At 38.1% G+C, this 14,331-nt stretch carries 18 protein-coding genes and 1 pseudogene; 17 read left to right on the top strand and 2 right to left on the bottom strand.

Annotation, left to right across the window (positions count from 1 at the left end; all coding sequences use genetic code 11):
* The 13 genes from HCB45_RS11390 to HCB45_RS11330 all read left to right on the top strand — a co-directional run bounded on the left by HCB45_RS11390 (position 1) and on the right by HCB45_RS11330 (position 10,777).
* Positions 1-750, top strand: a complete 750-nt coding sequence (locus HCB45_RS11390) for a cobalt-precorrin-4 methyltransferase (protein ID WP_185619940.1) — start codon at positions 1-3, stop codon at positions 748-750.
* A complete protein-coding gene (gene cbiG, locus HCB45_RS11385; protein WP_185619938.1) occupies positions 737-1,768 on the top strand; it encodes a cobalt-precorrin 5A hydrolase in 1,032 nt (343 codons plus the stop codon). The genes HCB45_RS11390 and cbiG overlap by 14 nt, the downstream gene beginning before the upstream one ends.
* Positions 1,765-2,490 (top strand): precorrin-3B C(17)-methyltransferase, encoded by a 726-nt coding sequence (gene cobJ / locus HCB45_RS11380; protein ID WP_185619936.1) that lies wholly within the window; start codon positions 1,765-1,767, stop codon positions 2,488-2,490. Before cbiG ends, cobJ begins: the two co-directional genes overlap by 4 nt.
* Positions 2,487-3,239 (top strand): precorrin-6A reductase, encoded by a 753-nt coding sequence (gene cobK, locus HCB45_RS11375; RefSeq protein WP_185619934.1) that lies wholly within the window; start codon positions 2,487-2,489, stop codon positions 3,237-3,239. The genes cobJ and cobK overlap by 4 nt, the downstream gene beginning before the upstream one ends.
* Entirely contained in the window at positions 3,239-4,720 is a 1,482-nt protein-coding gene (gene cobA, locus HCB45_RS11370; protein WP_185619932.1) for a uroporphyrinogen-III C-methyltransferase, read from the top strand. The genes cobK and cobA overlap by 1 nt, the downstream gene beginning before the upstream one ends.
* Positions 4,717-5,502, top strand: a complete 786-nt coding sequence (locus tag HCB45_RS11365) for a sirohydrochlorin cobaltochelatase (protein ID WP_185318544.1) — start codon at positions 4,717-4,719, stop codon at positions 5,500-5,502. Before cobA ends, HCB45_RS11365 begins: the two co-directional genes overlap by 4 nt.
* Positions 5,495-6,205, top strand: coding sequence for a cobalt-factor II C(20)-methyltransferase (locus HCB45_RS11360; RefSeq protein WP_185619930.1), 711 nt, complete (start codon positions 5,495-5,497; stop codon positions 6,203-6,205). The genes HCB45_RS11365 and HCB45_RS11360 overlap by 8 nt, the downstream gene beginning before the upstream one ends.
* Before the next feature lie 80 nt (positions 6,206-6,285).
* Complete coding sequence (locus tag HCB45_RS11355) at positions 6,286-6,936, top strand: energy-coupling factor ABC transporter permease (RefSeq protein WP_010990808.1); 651 nt, start codon at positions 6,286-6,288, stop codon at positions 6,934-6,936.
* Complete coding sequence (locus tag HCB45_RS11350; RefSeq protein WP_185318546.1) at positions 6,933-7,229, top strand: energy-coupling factor ABC transporter substrate-binding protein; 297 nt, start codon at positions 6,933-6,935, stop codon at positions 7,227-7,229. The genes HCB45_RS11355 and HCB45_RS11350 overlap by 4 nt, the downstream gene beginning before the upstream one ends.
* Complete coding sequence (locus tag HCB45_RS11345) at positions 7,216-7,893, top strand: energy-coupling factor ABC transporter transmembrane protein (protein ID WP_185619997.1); 678 nt, start codon at positions 7,216-7,218, stop codon at positions 7,891-7,893. The genes HCB45_RS11350 and HCB45_RS11345 overlap by 14 nt, the downstream gene beginning before the upstream one ends.
* A gap of 12 nt (positions 7,894-7,905) precedes the next feature.
* Positions 7,906-8,712 (top strand): energy-coupling factor ABC transporter ATP-binding protein, CbiO family, encoded by an 807-nt coding sequence (locus HCB45_RS11340; RefSeq protein WP_185619928.1) that lies wholly within the window; start codon positions 7,906-7,908, stop codon positions 8,710-8,712.
* A complete protein-coding gene (locus tag HCB45_RS11335) occupies positions 8,712-10,247 on the top strand; it encodes a cobyric acid synthase (protein ID WP_185619926.1) in 1,536 nt (511 codons plus the stop codon). Before HCB45_RS11340 ends, HCB45_RS11335 begins: the two co-directional genes overlap by 1 nt.
* Positions 10,211-10,777, top strand: a complete 567-nt coding sequence (locus HCB45_RS11330; RefSeq protein WP_185318550.1) for a cob(I)yrinic acid a,c-diamide adenosyltransferase — start codon at positions 10,211-10,213, stop codon at positions 10,775-10,777. The genes HCB45_RS11335 and HCB45_RS11330 overlap by 37 nt, the downstream gene beginning before the upstream one ends.
* A gap of 45 nt (positions 10,778-10,822) precedes the next feature.
* Here the strand turns inward: HCB45_RS11330 and HCB45_RS11325 are convergent, their stop codons facing one another.
* Entirely contained in the window at positions 10,823-11,290 is a 468-nt protein-coding gene (locus tag HCB45_RS11325) for a DMT family transporter (RefSeq protein ID WP_003729724.1), read from the bottom strand.
* A 14-nt stretch (positions 11,291-11,304) separates the two neighbouring features.
* A complete protein-coding gene (locus HCB45_RS11320; protein ID WP_070250510.1) occupies positions 11,305-11,754 on the bottom strand; it encodes a DMT family transporter in 450 nt (149 codons plus the stop codon).
* 88 nt (positions 11,755-11,842) lie between these two features.
* Between HCB45_RS11320 and HCB45_RS11315 the strand changes: the two are divergent.
* The 4 genes and pseudogenes from HCB45_RS11315 to HCB45_RS11300 all read left to right on the top strand — a co-directional run.
* Positions 11,843-11,985, top strand: a pseudogene (locus HCB45_RS11315) (DNA topology modulation protein); the annotation flags it as partial.
* Positions 11,986-12,076: 91 nt separating this feature from the next.
* Complete coding sequence (locus HCB45_RS11310) at positions 12,077-12,388, top strand: PadR family transcriptional regulator (RefSeq protein WP_185318551.1); 312 nt, start codon at positions 12,077-12,079, stop codon at positions 12,386-12,388.
* A gap of 2 nt (positions 12,389-12,390) precedes the next feature.
* Positions 12,391-12,939 (top strand): DUF2812 domain-containing protein, encoded by a 549-nt coding sequence (locus tag HCB45_RS11305; RefSeq protein ID WP_185619924.1) that lies wholly within the window; start codon positions 12,391-12,393, stop codon positions 12,937-12,939.
* Between the two features lie 343 nt (positions 12,940-13,282).
* On the top strand, positions 13,283-14,152 hold the full coding sequence (locus tag HCB45_RS11300) for a glucosaminidase domain-containing protein (RefSeq protein WP_185619995.1): 870 nt from the start codon (positions 13,283-13,285) through the stop codon (positions 14,150-14,152).
* Positions 14,153-14,331: the final 179 nt, after the last annotated feature.

Below are 14,331 nucleotides of genomic sequence, written 5' to 3'. Positions count from 1 at the left end.
ATGGCAGAAGTACATTTCGTCGGAGCAGGACCAGGAGATAAAGAGTTAATTACATTAAAAGGATATCAATTATTAAAAGAAGCGGATGTCGTTATTTATGCAGGGTCTCTCGTAAATCCGGAGTTGCTAGAATACTGTAAACCAGACTGCGAAATCCATAATAGTGCAAGCATGAATTTAATAGAGATTATTGACTGCATGGAAGCTGGTGTGACTGCTGGTAAAGAAGTAGTTCGTCTGCAAACAGGAGACTTTTCTATTTATGGTTCGATTCGTGAACAAGTGGAGGAAATGAAAAAACGTTCGATTCCATTTACGTGTACACCAGGTGTAAGTTCATTTCTTGGCGCGGCTAGCAGTTTTGGCGTTGAATATACGGTTCCCGAAGTTAGTCAGAGTGTGATTATTACTCGAATGGCTGGAAGAACGCCGGTACCGTCACGTGAGTCACTCAGATCTTACGCAGCGCATCAAACGTCCATGGTTATCTTCTTATCTGTTCAAGGTATCAGAAAAGTAGTCTCAGAACTTATCAAAGGTGGCTATAAACCTGAAACCCCAGCAGCTGTTATTTATAAAGCAACTTGGGCAGAAGAGAAAAAAGTAACTGGCACGCTTCAAGATATTGCTGAAAAAGTGACAGAAGCAGGAATTACTAAAACGGCCCTAATAATGGTTGGTGATTTTCTCGGCGAAGAATTTTATTATTCTAAACTATATGATAAGGATTTCAAACATGAATACAGATAAAATTGCCATCATCGCAGTTACCGAACGAGGACGCGAGTTAGCAATTTCATTAACAAAAACAGTAGCAGGAACGGTCTTTGTCCCAGAAAAGCACCAGAATGAACAGACTGCTGTTTTAACGCCGAATTTCGGCACAGCAATGCGAGAAATGTTCACGACGTATCAGGCATTAATTTGTATTATGGCAACAGGTATTGCAGTGCGGACGCTTGCTCCAGTCATTCAAGATAAACTATCAGATCCGGCGGTAATTGTAATGGATGAATATGGACAATTTATTATCAGCTTACTCTCAGGACATGTTGGTGGAGCAAATGAGTTAACAGAGCAAATCGCCGCAATAACTGGTGGTGCCGCAGTAATTACAACCGCTACTGATCGTGCAAATGTTGCGGCAATTGATAATATCGCCAAAGAAATCGACGGATATTTACCAAATTTTAAAGCGACAACTAAACGCATTAATGGCTTGCTCGCCGCAGGAAAAGAAGTTAGTTTGCACGTAGATGAGCCATTTGAAGTAGATTCACGAGGTTTTACAAACAAAGAAATTAGTCCGCAAATTTTCATTTCGACCAAATACAATTTACCAGATACAAAAATGGAAAGAATTCAGCTTGTACCAAGGAAATTCGTGCTTGGTATTGGATGCAAAAAAGGCGTTTCAGCGGAAACAATGGAGGAAGTTTTTACCCATTTTTGTGAACAAGAAAACATACATCCGCGCGCATTTCGTGAGATCCATAGCATTATATTGAAAGCAGAAGAACCGGCCATCCTGCAATTAGCGAAAAAGTGGAACATTCATTTTATTGTTCATTCTGCAGAAGAATTACAAACGGTAGCTGAAAAATATCCAACGTCAGAATTTGTTCTAAAAACCGTAAAAGTTGGAAATGTCGCTTTATCATCAGCAGATATTGGTAGTAATGGAAACGTCATTACGAAACGATTTGCCGAAAATGGCGTGACATTCGCAGCAGGAAAACTAATTAAAAATAATGAGGTGGCAAAATGATTTATGTAATTGGAATTGGCCCAGGAGATAAACGATTGATGACTGGTGAAGCACTAGAAGCAATAGCGGACGCAGATGTAATCGTCGGCTATGTAACATATATCAAACTAATCAAAGAATTAATTAAAGATAAAGAAGTAGTGAAAACGGGAATGCGCCGTGAAATCGATCGTTGCCAGAAGGCTGTCGATATTGCTTTAACAGGAAAAAAAGTAGCCGTTGTTTCAAGCGGAGATGCTGGTATATACGGGATGGCTGGACTGGTTTTAGAACTAGCCGAAAAAAGCAAACCAGAGCTAGAAGTCAAAGTAATCCCGGGAATTACAGCTAGTATAGGCGCAGCAGCCGTTCTCGGGGCGCCAATTATGCACGATTTTTGCCATATTAGCTTAAGTGATTTAATGACACCGTGGGAAGTAATCGAAAAGCGTTTAACACATGCTGCGATGGCTGATTTTGTGGTCTGTTTTTACAACCCGAGAAGTAAAGGACGCGCCAATCATTTGGCAAACGCTTTTCAAAAGATGATGGAGTATAAATCAGGGGACACAGTTGTTGGTATTGTTAAAGATGTCGGTCGAAAAGAAGAGCGGAAAATCATTACAACAATGCGCGAAATCGATTATGAATTAGTAGATATGACAACGATGGTCATTGTAGGAAACAAAGAAACATACGTAAAAAACGGTAAAATGATTACCCCACGAGGTTACTCCCTATGATTTTTGTGCTTGGAGGAACTTCGGATAGCTTGGTCATTAGCGACTGGCTAACGGAAACGAAGCAAACCTTTATTCTCTCTGTCGCAACGGATTACGGAGAAACTTTAGCAAAACAGCATGCCAAAAATGTGTTTTGTGGCAGATTATCGAAAGAAGAAATGCGCTTAAAATGGCACGCTGAAAATGTTCATCTTGTTATTGATGCGACTCACCCATTTGCGACCATCGTTTCTGAAACAGCGATGGAGACGTGTAAGGAAGCAGCTATTCCTTATATTCGCTTTGAACGCACAAGCGAACAAACAGATAATACATACTTGGTCGCAGATATCGCAGAAGCCTGCACCGTTGCGATGAAACTTGGTCAGCGAATTTTTCTTACAACAGGAAGCAAAAATTTACCGGAATTCGTAGCCGGTTTAAAAAATCGACATATCATCGCTCGTATACTACCAGTGTCTGATGTGATTCGTTCCGCAGAAAAACTTGGTCTCCTCGCCGATCAAATCATCGGAATGAAAGGACCATTCACCAAAGAAGCAAACCGAACACAATTAGAAATGACCAGGGCAGATGTTGTAATTACCAAAGAAAGCGGAAAACAAGGTGGTTTTCAAGAAAAACTAACAGCTGCTGAGGAGTTAAATATTCCGGTTATTGTGATTCGCCGCAAAAAATTAAATTATCCAATCGAAATAAATCATTTAACCGAACTACCAGAAATTTTAAGTCAATTGGAGGTCTACTAATGGGAAAAGTTATGTTAATTGGTGCAGGTCCTGGAGATGCGCAACTACTGACAGTGAAAGGCTTAGCAGCGCTCCAAAAGGCAGATGTCATTGTATACGATCGTCTCGTCGAACCAGCGATGCTCCAAGAACGAAAAGCAAGTTGTAAACTAATTTATGTCGGAAAAGAACCACTTCATCATCCAATTCCCCAAGAGGAAATCGAACAAATTCTTGTTAGAGAGGCTGCGACAAATGAGCTGGTTGTTCGTCTAAAAGCAGGAGACCCTTATGTATTTGGCCGAGGTGGTGAAGAAGGAGAAACACTTCATAAAGCAGGAATTCCATTTGAAGTTATTCCTGGAATCACATCTGCGATTGGTGGGCTTGCCTATGCTGGAATTCCAGTAACACATCGTGATTTTGCTTCGAGTTTTCACGTGATTACCGGACATTTGAAAAAAGGACGCGATCCACTAGATTGGGAAGCACTTGCTAGACTGGAAGGTACGCTCGTTTTCTTAATGGGGATGACTAATTTGCCTAATATTTGTGCGAACTTACTAGAAAATGGTCGAAAAGCCGAAACGGGTGTTGCGATTGTACAATGGGCATCTCGCGGTAAACAATTAACGGTTACCGGAAACTTACAAAACATTGAACAAAAAGTAGCGGAGTCTGGTATTTCTTCGCCGGCACTTATTGTCGTTGGCGATGTGGTGAGCTTACGACCTCAGCTTAACTTTTTTGAAGAAATGCCACTTTTCCATACAAAAGTATTACTTCCAAGAGCACGAGCTGGAAAAAGCATGCTCGCGGAACAAATTCGCGATTTAGGCGGAGAAGTAACAATGTACCCCAATATTCAAGTATTAGATGTTGTGCCAACGAAAACAAAAGAAGAACTAAGCGAAGTAAGTGAACTTCTTTTCACATCCAAAGAAGCGGTAGAACGATTTTTTGATTATTTAGCCCAGCTCGATTTAGATATTCGTTCTCTAAAAAATACCCATCTTACTGCTATTGGCAAACAAACGAAAGAAGCTTTTAGCGAAAAAGGCATTATTCCAGATAGTTTCATTAAAAGACGGAGCACAGAATTAATTTTGGAGCATTTACCACGGTTACAGAAAAATGCGAGCAACTTAATTATCGGAAGCATAGTTGATACGGCTGAAGTTAGCGCGATTTTAGCGGAAGTGGAAAAGTTGGAAATGATGCCATTATATGATATGCGTCCTGTGACAGAACGACCATTTGACCTCGAAAGCTTTGAACAAGTATGTTTTTCCAGTTCTCGTTCCGTCCAAAACCTACTTGATGTTCTAACAACCGAAGAAAAAGCGATTTTACAAACGAAAACAATCCTTTCGATTGGAAAATTCACGAGCGCAACCTTGCAGTCATTTGGCATTAATGAATTTGAAGAAGCCGAAAACGCGACACCAGAGAGTTTAATTGAACTAATCCAAAAAACAAAATTAGAAGGAGTACCACAATGAAAAAAGCGATTTTAGTCGTTAGTTTTGGCACTAGTTATCCAGAAACAAGAGAAAAAACGATTGAAGCCTGTGAAAAAAGAGTGGCCCAAGAATTCCCAGATTATACTGTATTTCGCGCATTTACATCGAATAAAATTATTAAAAAACTTAAAACCCGTGACAATATGCATATCAATACGCCAAGTCAAGCACTAAACCAACTAAAAGAATTAGGCTACAAAGAAGTCATTATTCAGTCACTACATATTATTAGTGGTGGCGAATTTGAAAAGATCACTGCGCAGGTGGAAAAATTCAAGCCAGATTTCGATTCCATTATTGTCAGCCAACCGCTACTTGATTCGATGGAAGATTACGAAAAAGCGATTGAAGCGATTCGCCACCAAATGCCACCTCTAAAAGAGCAAGAAGCGCTAATTCTCATGGGACATGGCTCAAAACACCATGCTTTCAGTTCTTATGCTTGCCTTGACCATATGCTGTTAAACGAACCAATTTATCTTTGTGCTGTAGAAAGTTATCCTGCTCTTGACCAAGTAATTGAACGTTTACAACAAGCGGATATTAAAAAAGCGCACCTAATGCCATTTATGCTTGTAGCAGGAGATCACGCTACAAACGATATGGCTTCGGATGACGAAGATTCTTGGAAAAGTACACTGGAACAAGCCGGCATTCAAACCGAATGTCATTTGCAAGGTCTAGGCGAAAATCCACTTATCCAAGCCCAATTTATCGATCATATTTTCATGGCAATAGAAAGGGTGAAAGCTCGTGGCTAAGTTTTACGGCATTGGTACAGGCCCCGGAGACAGCAAATTAGTCACGATGGAAGCCGCAGAAAGACTCGGGGATTTAGCAATTCTCTACACACCACAACCCAAAAAAGGGGGCGAAAGTTTAGCTAAGAAAATCGTCATTCCTTATTTAAAAGATACGTTAATCATCAAAGAACGCCATTTTCCCATGAGTTACAACAAAGAAGAAAAAATGCTTGCATGGAAAGAAATCGCCGAAGAAATCAAAGCAGATGTTCAAAACGGGCATGACGTTGGTTTCATTACACTTGGTGATCCGATGATTTACAGTACTTATAGCTATTTACTAGAATTATTGAAAGATGACATTGAAACAGCGACACTCGCAGGAATTTCATCATTTTCAAACATTGCTTCTAAGATTGAATTACCACTCGTAATGGACGAGGAAAGTTTTGCTGTCATTCCTGTAACAGCAGGTGCTGAAAAAATCGAACAAGCACTCACATTATTTGACACAGTGGTCTTAATGAAAGCAGCAAGTAATTTACCCCTTCTTACGACTTTACTAAAAAAACTGAATTTACTTGATGCAGCTGTTGTAGTAAGCGATGTTGCCATGGCGACTGAAAAAATCATTTACGGCATGAGCGAGATAAATCCAGACGAAAAAATGTCATACTTTACCACGATTATCGTGAAAAAAAGAAGGGAGCAATATAAATGAAAAAATTATGGAAGTTTCTACCATTTGTTTTAATCGGTGTTATTTATTTCACTTTAACAAACCCAGAATCCGCACACGCAATGCATATTATGGAGGGATTTTTACCAGTTAAATGGGCTGTCTTTTGGTTAATCGTATTTATTCCTTTCCTAGTGCTTGGTTTAATACGAATTCGCAAATTAATCGCTCTAGATAAAAATAATAAATTACTTTTAGCATTATGTGCGGCCTTTATCTTCGTTCTTTCTGCACTTAAAATCCCGTCCGTTACAGGATCTTGTTCGCATCCGACTGGTGTTGGCCTTGCAACAGTTATGTTCGGTCCACTCGTTGTTAGTGTTCTTGGTGTGATTGTCTTGCTTTTCCAAGCGCTACTACTTGCGCACGGTGGTATTACAACACTTGGTGCGAACGCAATGTCGATGGCGGTTATCGGTCCAATGGTTGGTTTTGTCGTATACAAACTTGCTCGTAAATTAAACTGTAATAAAAGTGTATCGATTTTCTTGTGTGCGATGACAGCTGACCTAGCAACCTACTTAACCACCAGCGTTCAGCTCGGAGTTGTTTTCCCAGATCCAGCATCAGGTATGATGGCTTCCATTCTAAAATTCATGGCGATTTTCTGTGTGACACAAGTTCCAATCGCGATTGCAGAAGGATTACTAACGGTAGTCATGTACAATCTTATTAGCAAAAATTTACCAGAAAAGGTGGCACAATTACGATGAAAAAAATAAATATCAATGTCATTTTAATTCTATTAGTTGTTTTGTTAATGGTGAGTCCGTTCTTCTTCAATAAAACTGGGGAATACGGCGGTTCGGACGGGGAAGCCGAAGCAGAAATTACCAAAATCGATCCAAACTATGAACCGTGGTTCGAACCTCTTTATGAACCAAAAAGTGGCGAAATTGAAAGTTTATTATTTACACTTCAAGGGTGTATTGGAACAGGAATTATCGCGTATGTCATTGGTGTAAGTCGTGGCAAGCGGAAAGCGGAGACCGATGTTAACCATTGATAAATATGCTTATCAAAACCGGTGGATTGCTTTTTCGCCATCAGCAAAAGCATTATTTTATGTCGTAATTCTAATACTTGCTTTAACTGGTCCCGTGCGCGTACAAGCGATACTATTTTTATGTATGGTGCCACTGACGCTTTATGTTGTTAAAATCCGCTTTAAACAATATTTGAAATGGCTCCTTTTACCATTTTCATTTCTACTTTTTAGTTTACTTTCGATTCTTATTTCGATTTCTAAAGATCCAAGTAGTTTTCTTGCTTCGATTTCTATCGGGAGTTTGTATTTCGGTGTGTCGGACGTGACTATTACGACGGCCACACAAGTCTTTTTCCGAAGTATCGCTTGCTTAGCGGCAACCTACTTTTTTGTCCTGACCGTTCCCGTGGTACAATTAACAAAAGTGATGAAGCGAATTTTTATTCCAAAAGTACTGATTGAACTGACCATTTTAATTTATCGGTTTATCTTTATTTTCTTAGAAGAAGCGGCGGCGATACGAAAAGCGCAGAGCCTTCGTTTTGGTTACTATGGAATAAAAAATAGCTATCGTTCATTTGGAATGCTCGTAAATACTTTGTTCAATCGCGTCATGAAAAGATATAATGAAATGGTTATAACACTTGATGTGAAGCTATATCAAGGAGAATTTCATATCTAGGAGGAAGCCAATTTGCTTAAAACAGAACATATTTCATTCCAATACGAAGATGGCAAACAAGCCTTAACGGATGTTTCAATTGATTTAGAAAAGGGCAATATTATTGGCCTTATTGGTGCCAATGGCTCCGGTAAATCGACGCTTTTTATGCAATTACTTGGTATTAACAAGCCGAGCGATGGAACCGTTTATTTTGAAGGAAAACCACTTTCGTATACGAAAAAAGCATTATTTGCTTTACGAAAAAAAGTGAGCATTGTTTTCCAAGATCCCGACCAGCAAATTTTTTATTCCAATGTGCGTGATGATGTGGCCTTTGCGCTTAGAAACCTAGGTGTTAGTGAAAATGAACTAGAGGCGCGAGTGACCAAAGTGTTAGATATTGTTGGGGCAAAGGAATTTCAACATAAGCCAGTCCAATATTTAAGCTATGGTCAAAAAAAACGTGTCGCAATTGCCGGTGCCCTTGTTCTTGATACAGATTGGTTACTTTTAGATGAACCAACTGCTGGACTTGATCCAATCGGTAAAAAAATCATGATGGAAATCATCGAACGACTTGCAAGCCAAGGAAAAAAAATATTTATTTCCAGTCATGATATCGATTTAATTTATGAAATTTGTGATTATGTGTATATGTTAAAAGATGGGAGAGTCCTGACAGACGGGGAAACAAGCAGTGTTTTCTTAGAGAAAAGTAATGTCGAACAAGCGGGATTAGTACAGCCTTGGCTCATTAAATTACACCAACATGCTGGCTATCCACTGTTCAAAAAAGAAGCCGATTTTTTTACGCACACGGGGAAGGGGACTAATTAATGGTAAAGCAAATAATGATTCAAGGTACCGCTTCTGATGCTGGGAAAAGCATACTGGTAGCAGGTCTATGCCGCCTGTTCAAAAATAAAGGTAAGCGAGTCGTTCCATTCAAATCACAAAATATGTCCCTCAATTCTTTTATAACAGCGACAGGAGATGAAATGGGGCGCGCGCAAGTTTTTCAAGCAGAAGCAGCCGGCGTTTTTCCAGATGTCCGGATGAACCCCGTGTTACTTAAACCGACCAATGACAGGCAGTCGCAAGTAATTTTTATGGGTGCTATTTTAGCTAATATGGATGCTATGACATACCACGATTTCAAACAAACACTTATCCCAAAAATCCAGGCAGTTTACCAGAGTTTAGCAGAAGAAAATGATATTATTGTACTAGAAGGTGCCGGAAGCCCAGCCGAAATCAACTTAAACGACCGAGATATCGTAAATATGGGTATGGCAAAAATGGTCGATGCGCCAGTTGTCTTAGTTGCTGATATTGATAAAGGTGGCGTGTTTGCTTCGATTTATGGCACCATAATGTTGTTAAATGAAGAAGAGCGCTCTCGGATTAAAGGGGTTATTATCAATAAATTCCGCGGTGATGTAGCTCTTTTACAACCTGGAATTGATATGATTGAGGAACTCACAAGCGTCCCTGTTATTGGTGTGATCCCCTATGTCAATCTGCAACTGGAAGAAGAGGACAGTGTTTCACTAAGTGGGAAAAATTACGTGCCAGACAGTAGTGCGCTACTTGACATCGCGATTATCTGTTTACCACGGATATCTAATTTTACAGATTTTCATATTCTGGAAATTCAAGCTGACATCAGTGTACGCTACATTCGAAATATAGCTGATTTTGGGAACCCGGATTTAGTCATTATTCCTGGAAGTAAAAATACACTAGAAGATATGGCTTTCCTCGAAGAATCCGGTCTAAAAAAAGCTATTCAAGAATATGCAGAAAATGACGGGAAAGTAATCGGAATTTGTGGCGGTTACCAAATGCTCGGTCAAAAAATGCTCGATCCGAATCAAGTAGAAAGTAAACAACTAGAGATAGCTGGACTTGGCTTACTAGATACTGAGACAATTTTTCTCCATCAAAAACGTACTACCCAAATTACGGGGGTGACACTTTCAGGTGAACCCGTTGAAGGATACGAAATCCACATGGGCGAGACGAAACGTGGAGAGCGTACTCATCCATTTTGCGAAATTGAAGCGGTGAACGGAAACCAGGAGATCCATCAAGATGGCGCTATTTCCGCTAACAAAAATATCATCGGTACCTATATTCATGGTATTTTCGACAACGACGTTTTCTTAGGGAATTTATTTGGCGAACTACTAACTCGCAAAAACAAATCCGTTTATCCGCATAAAATCATTAATTTGAAAGAACATAAAGAACAAGAATACGACAAACTAGCGGCCCTTTTAGAAGCAAATATTCAAATGGACCAACTAGAAAAAATCATGAAAGGAGAAAAAATATGCGTATCTACACAAAAACCGGCGATAAAGGAATGACAAGAATTATTGGGGGTAGCAAAGTAAGTAAAGATAATATCCGTATTGATGCATATGGTACATTGGATGAACTCAACTCGTTGATTGGTTATACGATTACAACTCTTGGAGACGAACCAGAAATTCAAGCCGAACTTGAACAAATTCAACAACAATTATTTGATGCAGGAGGGGATCTTGCAACCGAAGAAGGCAAGCGTGATTACAAATTAACGAGCGAGCCTGTTGCGTGGCTAGAAGACCGAATTGACATCTACGCCGATGAACCCCCAGAAATCGAAAAATTCATCCTGCCAGGTGGAACCCAAGCTGCCTCTTTACTTCACATGGCTAGAACCGTAACAAGAAGAGCTGAACGCGAAATTGTTGGTATGCTAAAAATCGCTTCAAGTAATGAAGAAGTGTTAAAATACGTCAACCGTTTATCGGATTATTTTTTTGCTGTTGCCAGAGTAGTTAATTACCGTGCTGGTGAAACAGATATTTTCTACAAAAACTCCGAACTTGTTTTCCGCAATAAAAAGAAATAATAAAAAACCTCTTCAGACATCAAATCTGGAGAGGTTTTCCTTTTTTTAGAAGCGTTGAATTAAAAATACACCAATGAGCATTAACAACACACCAATCATTCGGTAACGATTAATTGGATGTGGAATAACTCCGAAAAAGCCAAAATGATCAATAATAAGTGCAATAATCATTTGTCCACAAAGTGCTAAAACAACCGTCATTGCTGAGCCCAGTAATGGTAAAAGTAAAATGTTAGAAGTTACGAAGAGCACTCCAAGCGCACCGCCAGTGAAAACCCACCAAGGAATTCGGCCGACACCTTTCAGTTGAAAAGTCAAACGACGCTCCACAATTAAGCAAACCAGTGTAAGCAAAGTCGTCCCAACTAAAAAGGAAATAAATGATGCCACAAAAGGAGAACCGACAGTGAGCCGAAGTTGGCTATTAATCGACGTTTGAATCGGGGAAAGTAGTCCAGAAACAAGTCCCATTGCCATAAATAGTAATAATGATTTGGATGATCTTTTTGTCATGTTTTCTCCTCCTTTTAAAAGCGTTGCATCAAATAAATGCCACCGAACATTAAAATAACGCCAAGTAGACGTTCGATATTAATCTCATGCATTGGTACTTGAAATAAACCAAAATTATCAATAATAATTGCCATAATCATTTGTCCACAAACCGTAATCATCACAAGCAGTGCGGAGCCAAGCCGTGGTAAAAGTAAAATATTAGCTGTTAAAAAAATAACACCTAATGTTCCGCCACCAACCCAAATATACCAAGGATTTGAGGCAATCATTTCTGAAGATATCGGCCATGATTTTTGTGTAAATAAGCAAACGATAAGTAAAACAGTCGTCCCTACCATAAAAGAAACCCATGAAGCTATAAATGGGGATTTCGTATATGTACTGAGTCTCGTATTGATGGCTGTTTGAACGGGTAATACCATCCCCGCGAGTAGACCTGATACAATAAATAATATAATCAAAAATTTCCCTCCCTTTTATCACAATGAGATAATTATAAAATAAAAGAAGGGTAAAAAGATAGTATTTAATTTAAAGTGAGGTGTTTTTATAAAAATTCGAATAATCGGATCTGTTGGAAGCGGCAAAACCACTTTAGCTAAAAAGTTTCCAAGTGGCTACAAATGATTATTTTGAAACAGATTGCATTGTCTGAAAATGAGAAGGAGATAGAACGAACCGACATCGAAAAACAGTTTTTCCAAAATTCAAAAGAGATTATTGCAAATTATATCGAACCGTGATATATTATGAGTATCAAATACATCGAGGTGCGATATAATTATGGAGGATAAATTAAGGAAAACATATCTACCAATGACTGAAACGGCCTTTTACATATTACTATCTCTTGTTGAACCAAGACATGGTTATGCAATTATCGAAAATGTAGCAAAGATGACTAATGAACGAATTAAACTTGGTCCAGGAACAATTTATGGTAGTCTTTCTAAAATGAACAAAGACCAATTAATCCAAATTATTCAAGAAGAAAGCAATCGGAAAATCTATCAAATCACCAAATTAGGCAATGATATTTTGCTTTTAGAAAAAACACGTATTGAAGAATTGTATAGAAATTCGAGGGAGGTTTAACAATGGAGAAAAAAGTCTTTAAGTTTTTTACAGTTGATAACATGGAAAAAGAAGCAGCTTATTTAAATGAGATGGCCCAAAAAGGTTGGTTTTTCAAAGCATATAAATCTTTTAGATATCATTTTGAACAAGGGGAACCTGCGATATATAGCTATGCGATTGATTTTAAAGCGAATGAAGGAGATGAGGAAGCTTATAAAACATTGTTTGCAGATGCTGGTTGGGAAAATGTTTATTGCTATCCTGTTTTAAATGGTAATTGGATGTACTTTCGTAAAGCTATAGAGCCTGGGAAAACAAACGAAGCTATCTTTACAGATAAAGATTCGTTAATCCAACTCTACAAAAGAATCCGGACACGTTGGACCATTTTTGGTGTGATTATGAGTTTGTTTTTATTGTTTGAATTACTGCTTGTTTTTCCAATGGATAATTATTTTGGAGTCACTACATTTATTTTTATTATGTTTATTATTCTCGTATTATTATATGGAAAGATGTTTTTCAACTTAACCAGAAAAATAAATAATTTAGTTGCAAGGAAATCTTAATAAGCAAAAAAAGATTACGGCTCAAATTCCGTAATCTTTTTTTACTAAAATCACTATTATATAGAAGAAAAACGATTTTTTTCGAAAAAACATCTGCAAAAAAGTACACTTGCAAAACCATACTAAAATATATGACTAATTGATGGCAAATGTTACAAATAAAAGAAACATTTATGTCAGTGATGCTTTCAACGGTTATGCACCAACAATTCCATCTGTATCCAAAAATGTTAAAGATTTCTTAAATTCATTAAAATAGACCCCTAGATGGATTGCATTTGTGTTAAAAGTAACGTATTCTAGTACCATTAAGAGGTTCGTAGACAGAAAGGCGTGACGACATCTGAAATATAGAAAATTATCCAAAAAGAAAAAACAGAAAAGACTACTTGGAATAGCGGGAATTTTACTTCTTATCATTTTAGTAGGAGTCATTGCATCGGTTGTCAGGCAACAGTACTTAATTATGACCGCACCAGAACCAGACCCTGCTTTCCATTCCAAAGAGCAGAACTTTTTAAATAAACTTTCACCACATGCACAAGAAATTCAAGAAAAACATGGGATTTTAACAAGTATTACTTTAGCACAAGCTATTTTAGAGTCGGATTGGGGACAAAGCGGCTTGGCTGAAAAAGGAAATAACCTTTTTGGGGTCAAAGGGAAGGCGCCACAGCCTATGGTTTCGATGACGACAAAAGAATTTGTGGACGGTAAATGGATTGAAATTAAAGCTAATTTTAGAAAGTATAAAGATTGGAATGAATCACTAGATGCGCATGCAGAATTATTTTTAAAAGGTACTACTTGGAATAAAGATAAATATAATGGCGTGGTGGCGGCAGATAATTATAAAAAAGCTGCACAAGAATTGCAAACTGCCGGTTATGCAACAGACCCAGACTATGCAGAAAAACTCATCTCTATCATCGAAAACTATGATTTACAATTATACGATCGAATTGATGATAAAATTTACTATGATACAAAATCAACTGGCTATGGTAATGTGAAAGAAGACATATCGGGAGCTATTTGGACAAGACCATATGGACTAACAGGAGCTCAAAAAGTAGAAGAAATTAACTATTATAAACGAGAAGATTTAAAACTTCTTAGAGAAGCAAAAACAGATAGTGGAACTTGGTATCAAATTGCAGTAAAGGATGAACCAATCGGTTGGGTTAAGAAAGAATTAATCAAGAAAAAGTAATAAAATAACGAAAAAGAGCCAAAATGACTTGTCTTATTTATAGGCAAAAAGTCCTTTTTGAGCTCTTTTTCTTTTTTATTTTCAGAAAAGCGAGGATAGCAGAATAGCCTTATAGCAAAACATCCCATCTTTTGTAACATACGTAATGTAAAAGTAATGTGTATTACAAGAAACTTTTG

The organism is Listeria farberi (assembly GCF_014229245.1).
Lineage (GTDB): Bacteria > Bacillota > Bacilli > Lactobacillales > Listeriaceae > Listeria > Listeria farberi.
Note: the sequence above shows the minus strand (reverse complement) of the source record. Positions and strands in the feature narration are given on the sequence as shown.

What these genes read in the sequence shown, in the direction of transcription:
- HCB45_RS11305 (WP_185619924.1), top strand. Translation starts at nt 12,391, where the DNA reads ATGGAGAAAAAAGTCTTTAAGTTTTTTACAGTTGATAACATGGAAAAA.
- cobK (WP_185619934.1), top strand. Translation starts at nt 2,487, where the DNA reads ATGATTTTTGTGCTTGGAGGAACTTCGGATAGCTTGGTCATTAGCGAC.
- cobJ (WP_185619936.1), top strand. Translation starts at nt 1,765, where the DNA reads ATGATTTATGTAATTGGAATTGGCCCAGGAGATAAACGATTGATGACT.
- HCB45_RS11350 (WP_185318546.1), top strand. Translation starts at nt 6,933, where the DNA reads ATGAAAAAAATAAATATCAATGTCATTTTAATTCTATTAGTTGTTTTG.
- cobA (WP_185619932.1), top strand. Translation starts at nt 3,239, where the DNA reads ATGGGAAAAGTTATGTTAATTGGTGCAGGTCCTGGAGATGCGCAACTA.
- HCB45_RS11365 (WP_185318544.1), top strand. Translation starts at nt 4,717, where the DNA reads ATGAAAAAAGCGATTTTAGTCGTTAGTTTTGGCACTAGTTATCCAGAA.
- HCB45_RS11310 (WP_185318551.1), top strand. Translation starts at nt 12,077, where the DNA reads ATGGAGGATAAATTAAGGAAAACATATCTACCAATGACTGAAACGGCC.
- HCB45_RS11335 (WP_185619926.1), top strand. Translation starts at nt 8,712, where the DNA reads ATGGTAAAGCAAATAATGATTCAAGGTACCGCTTCTGATGCTGGGAAA.
- HCB45_RS11325 (WP_003729724.1), bottom strand. Translation starts at nt 11,290, where the DNA reads ATGACAAAAAGATCATCCAAATCATTATTACTATTTATGGCAATGGGA.
- HCB45_RS11330 (WP_185318550.1), top strand. Translation starts at nt 10,211, where the DNA reads ATGCGTATCTACACAAAAACCGGCGATAAAGGAATGACAAGAATTATT.
- cbiG (WP_185619938.1), top strand. Translation starts at nt 737, where the DNA reads ATGAATACAGATAAAATTGCCATCATCGCAGTTACCGAACGAGGACGC.
- HCB45_RS11355 (WP_010990808.1), top strand. Translation starts at nt 6,286, where the DNA reads ATGCATATTATGGAGGGATTTTTACCAGTTAAATGGGCTGTCTTTTGG.
- HCB45_RS11345 (WP_185619997.1), top strand. Translation starts at nt 7,216, where the DNA reads ATGTTAACCATTGATAAATATGCTTATCAAAACCGGTGGATTGCTTTT.
- HCB45_RS11390 (WP_185619940.1), top strand. Translation starts at nt 1, where the DNA reads ATGGCAGAAGTACATTTCGTCGGAGCAGGACCAGGAGATAAAGAGTTA.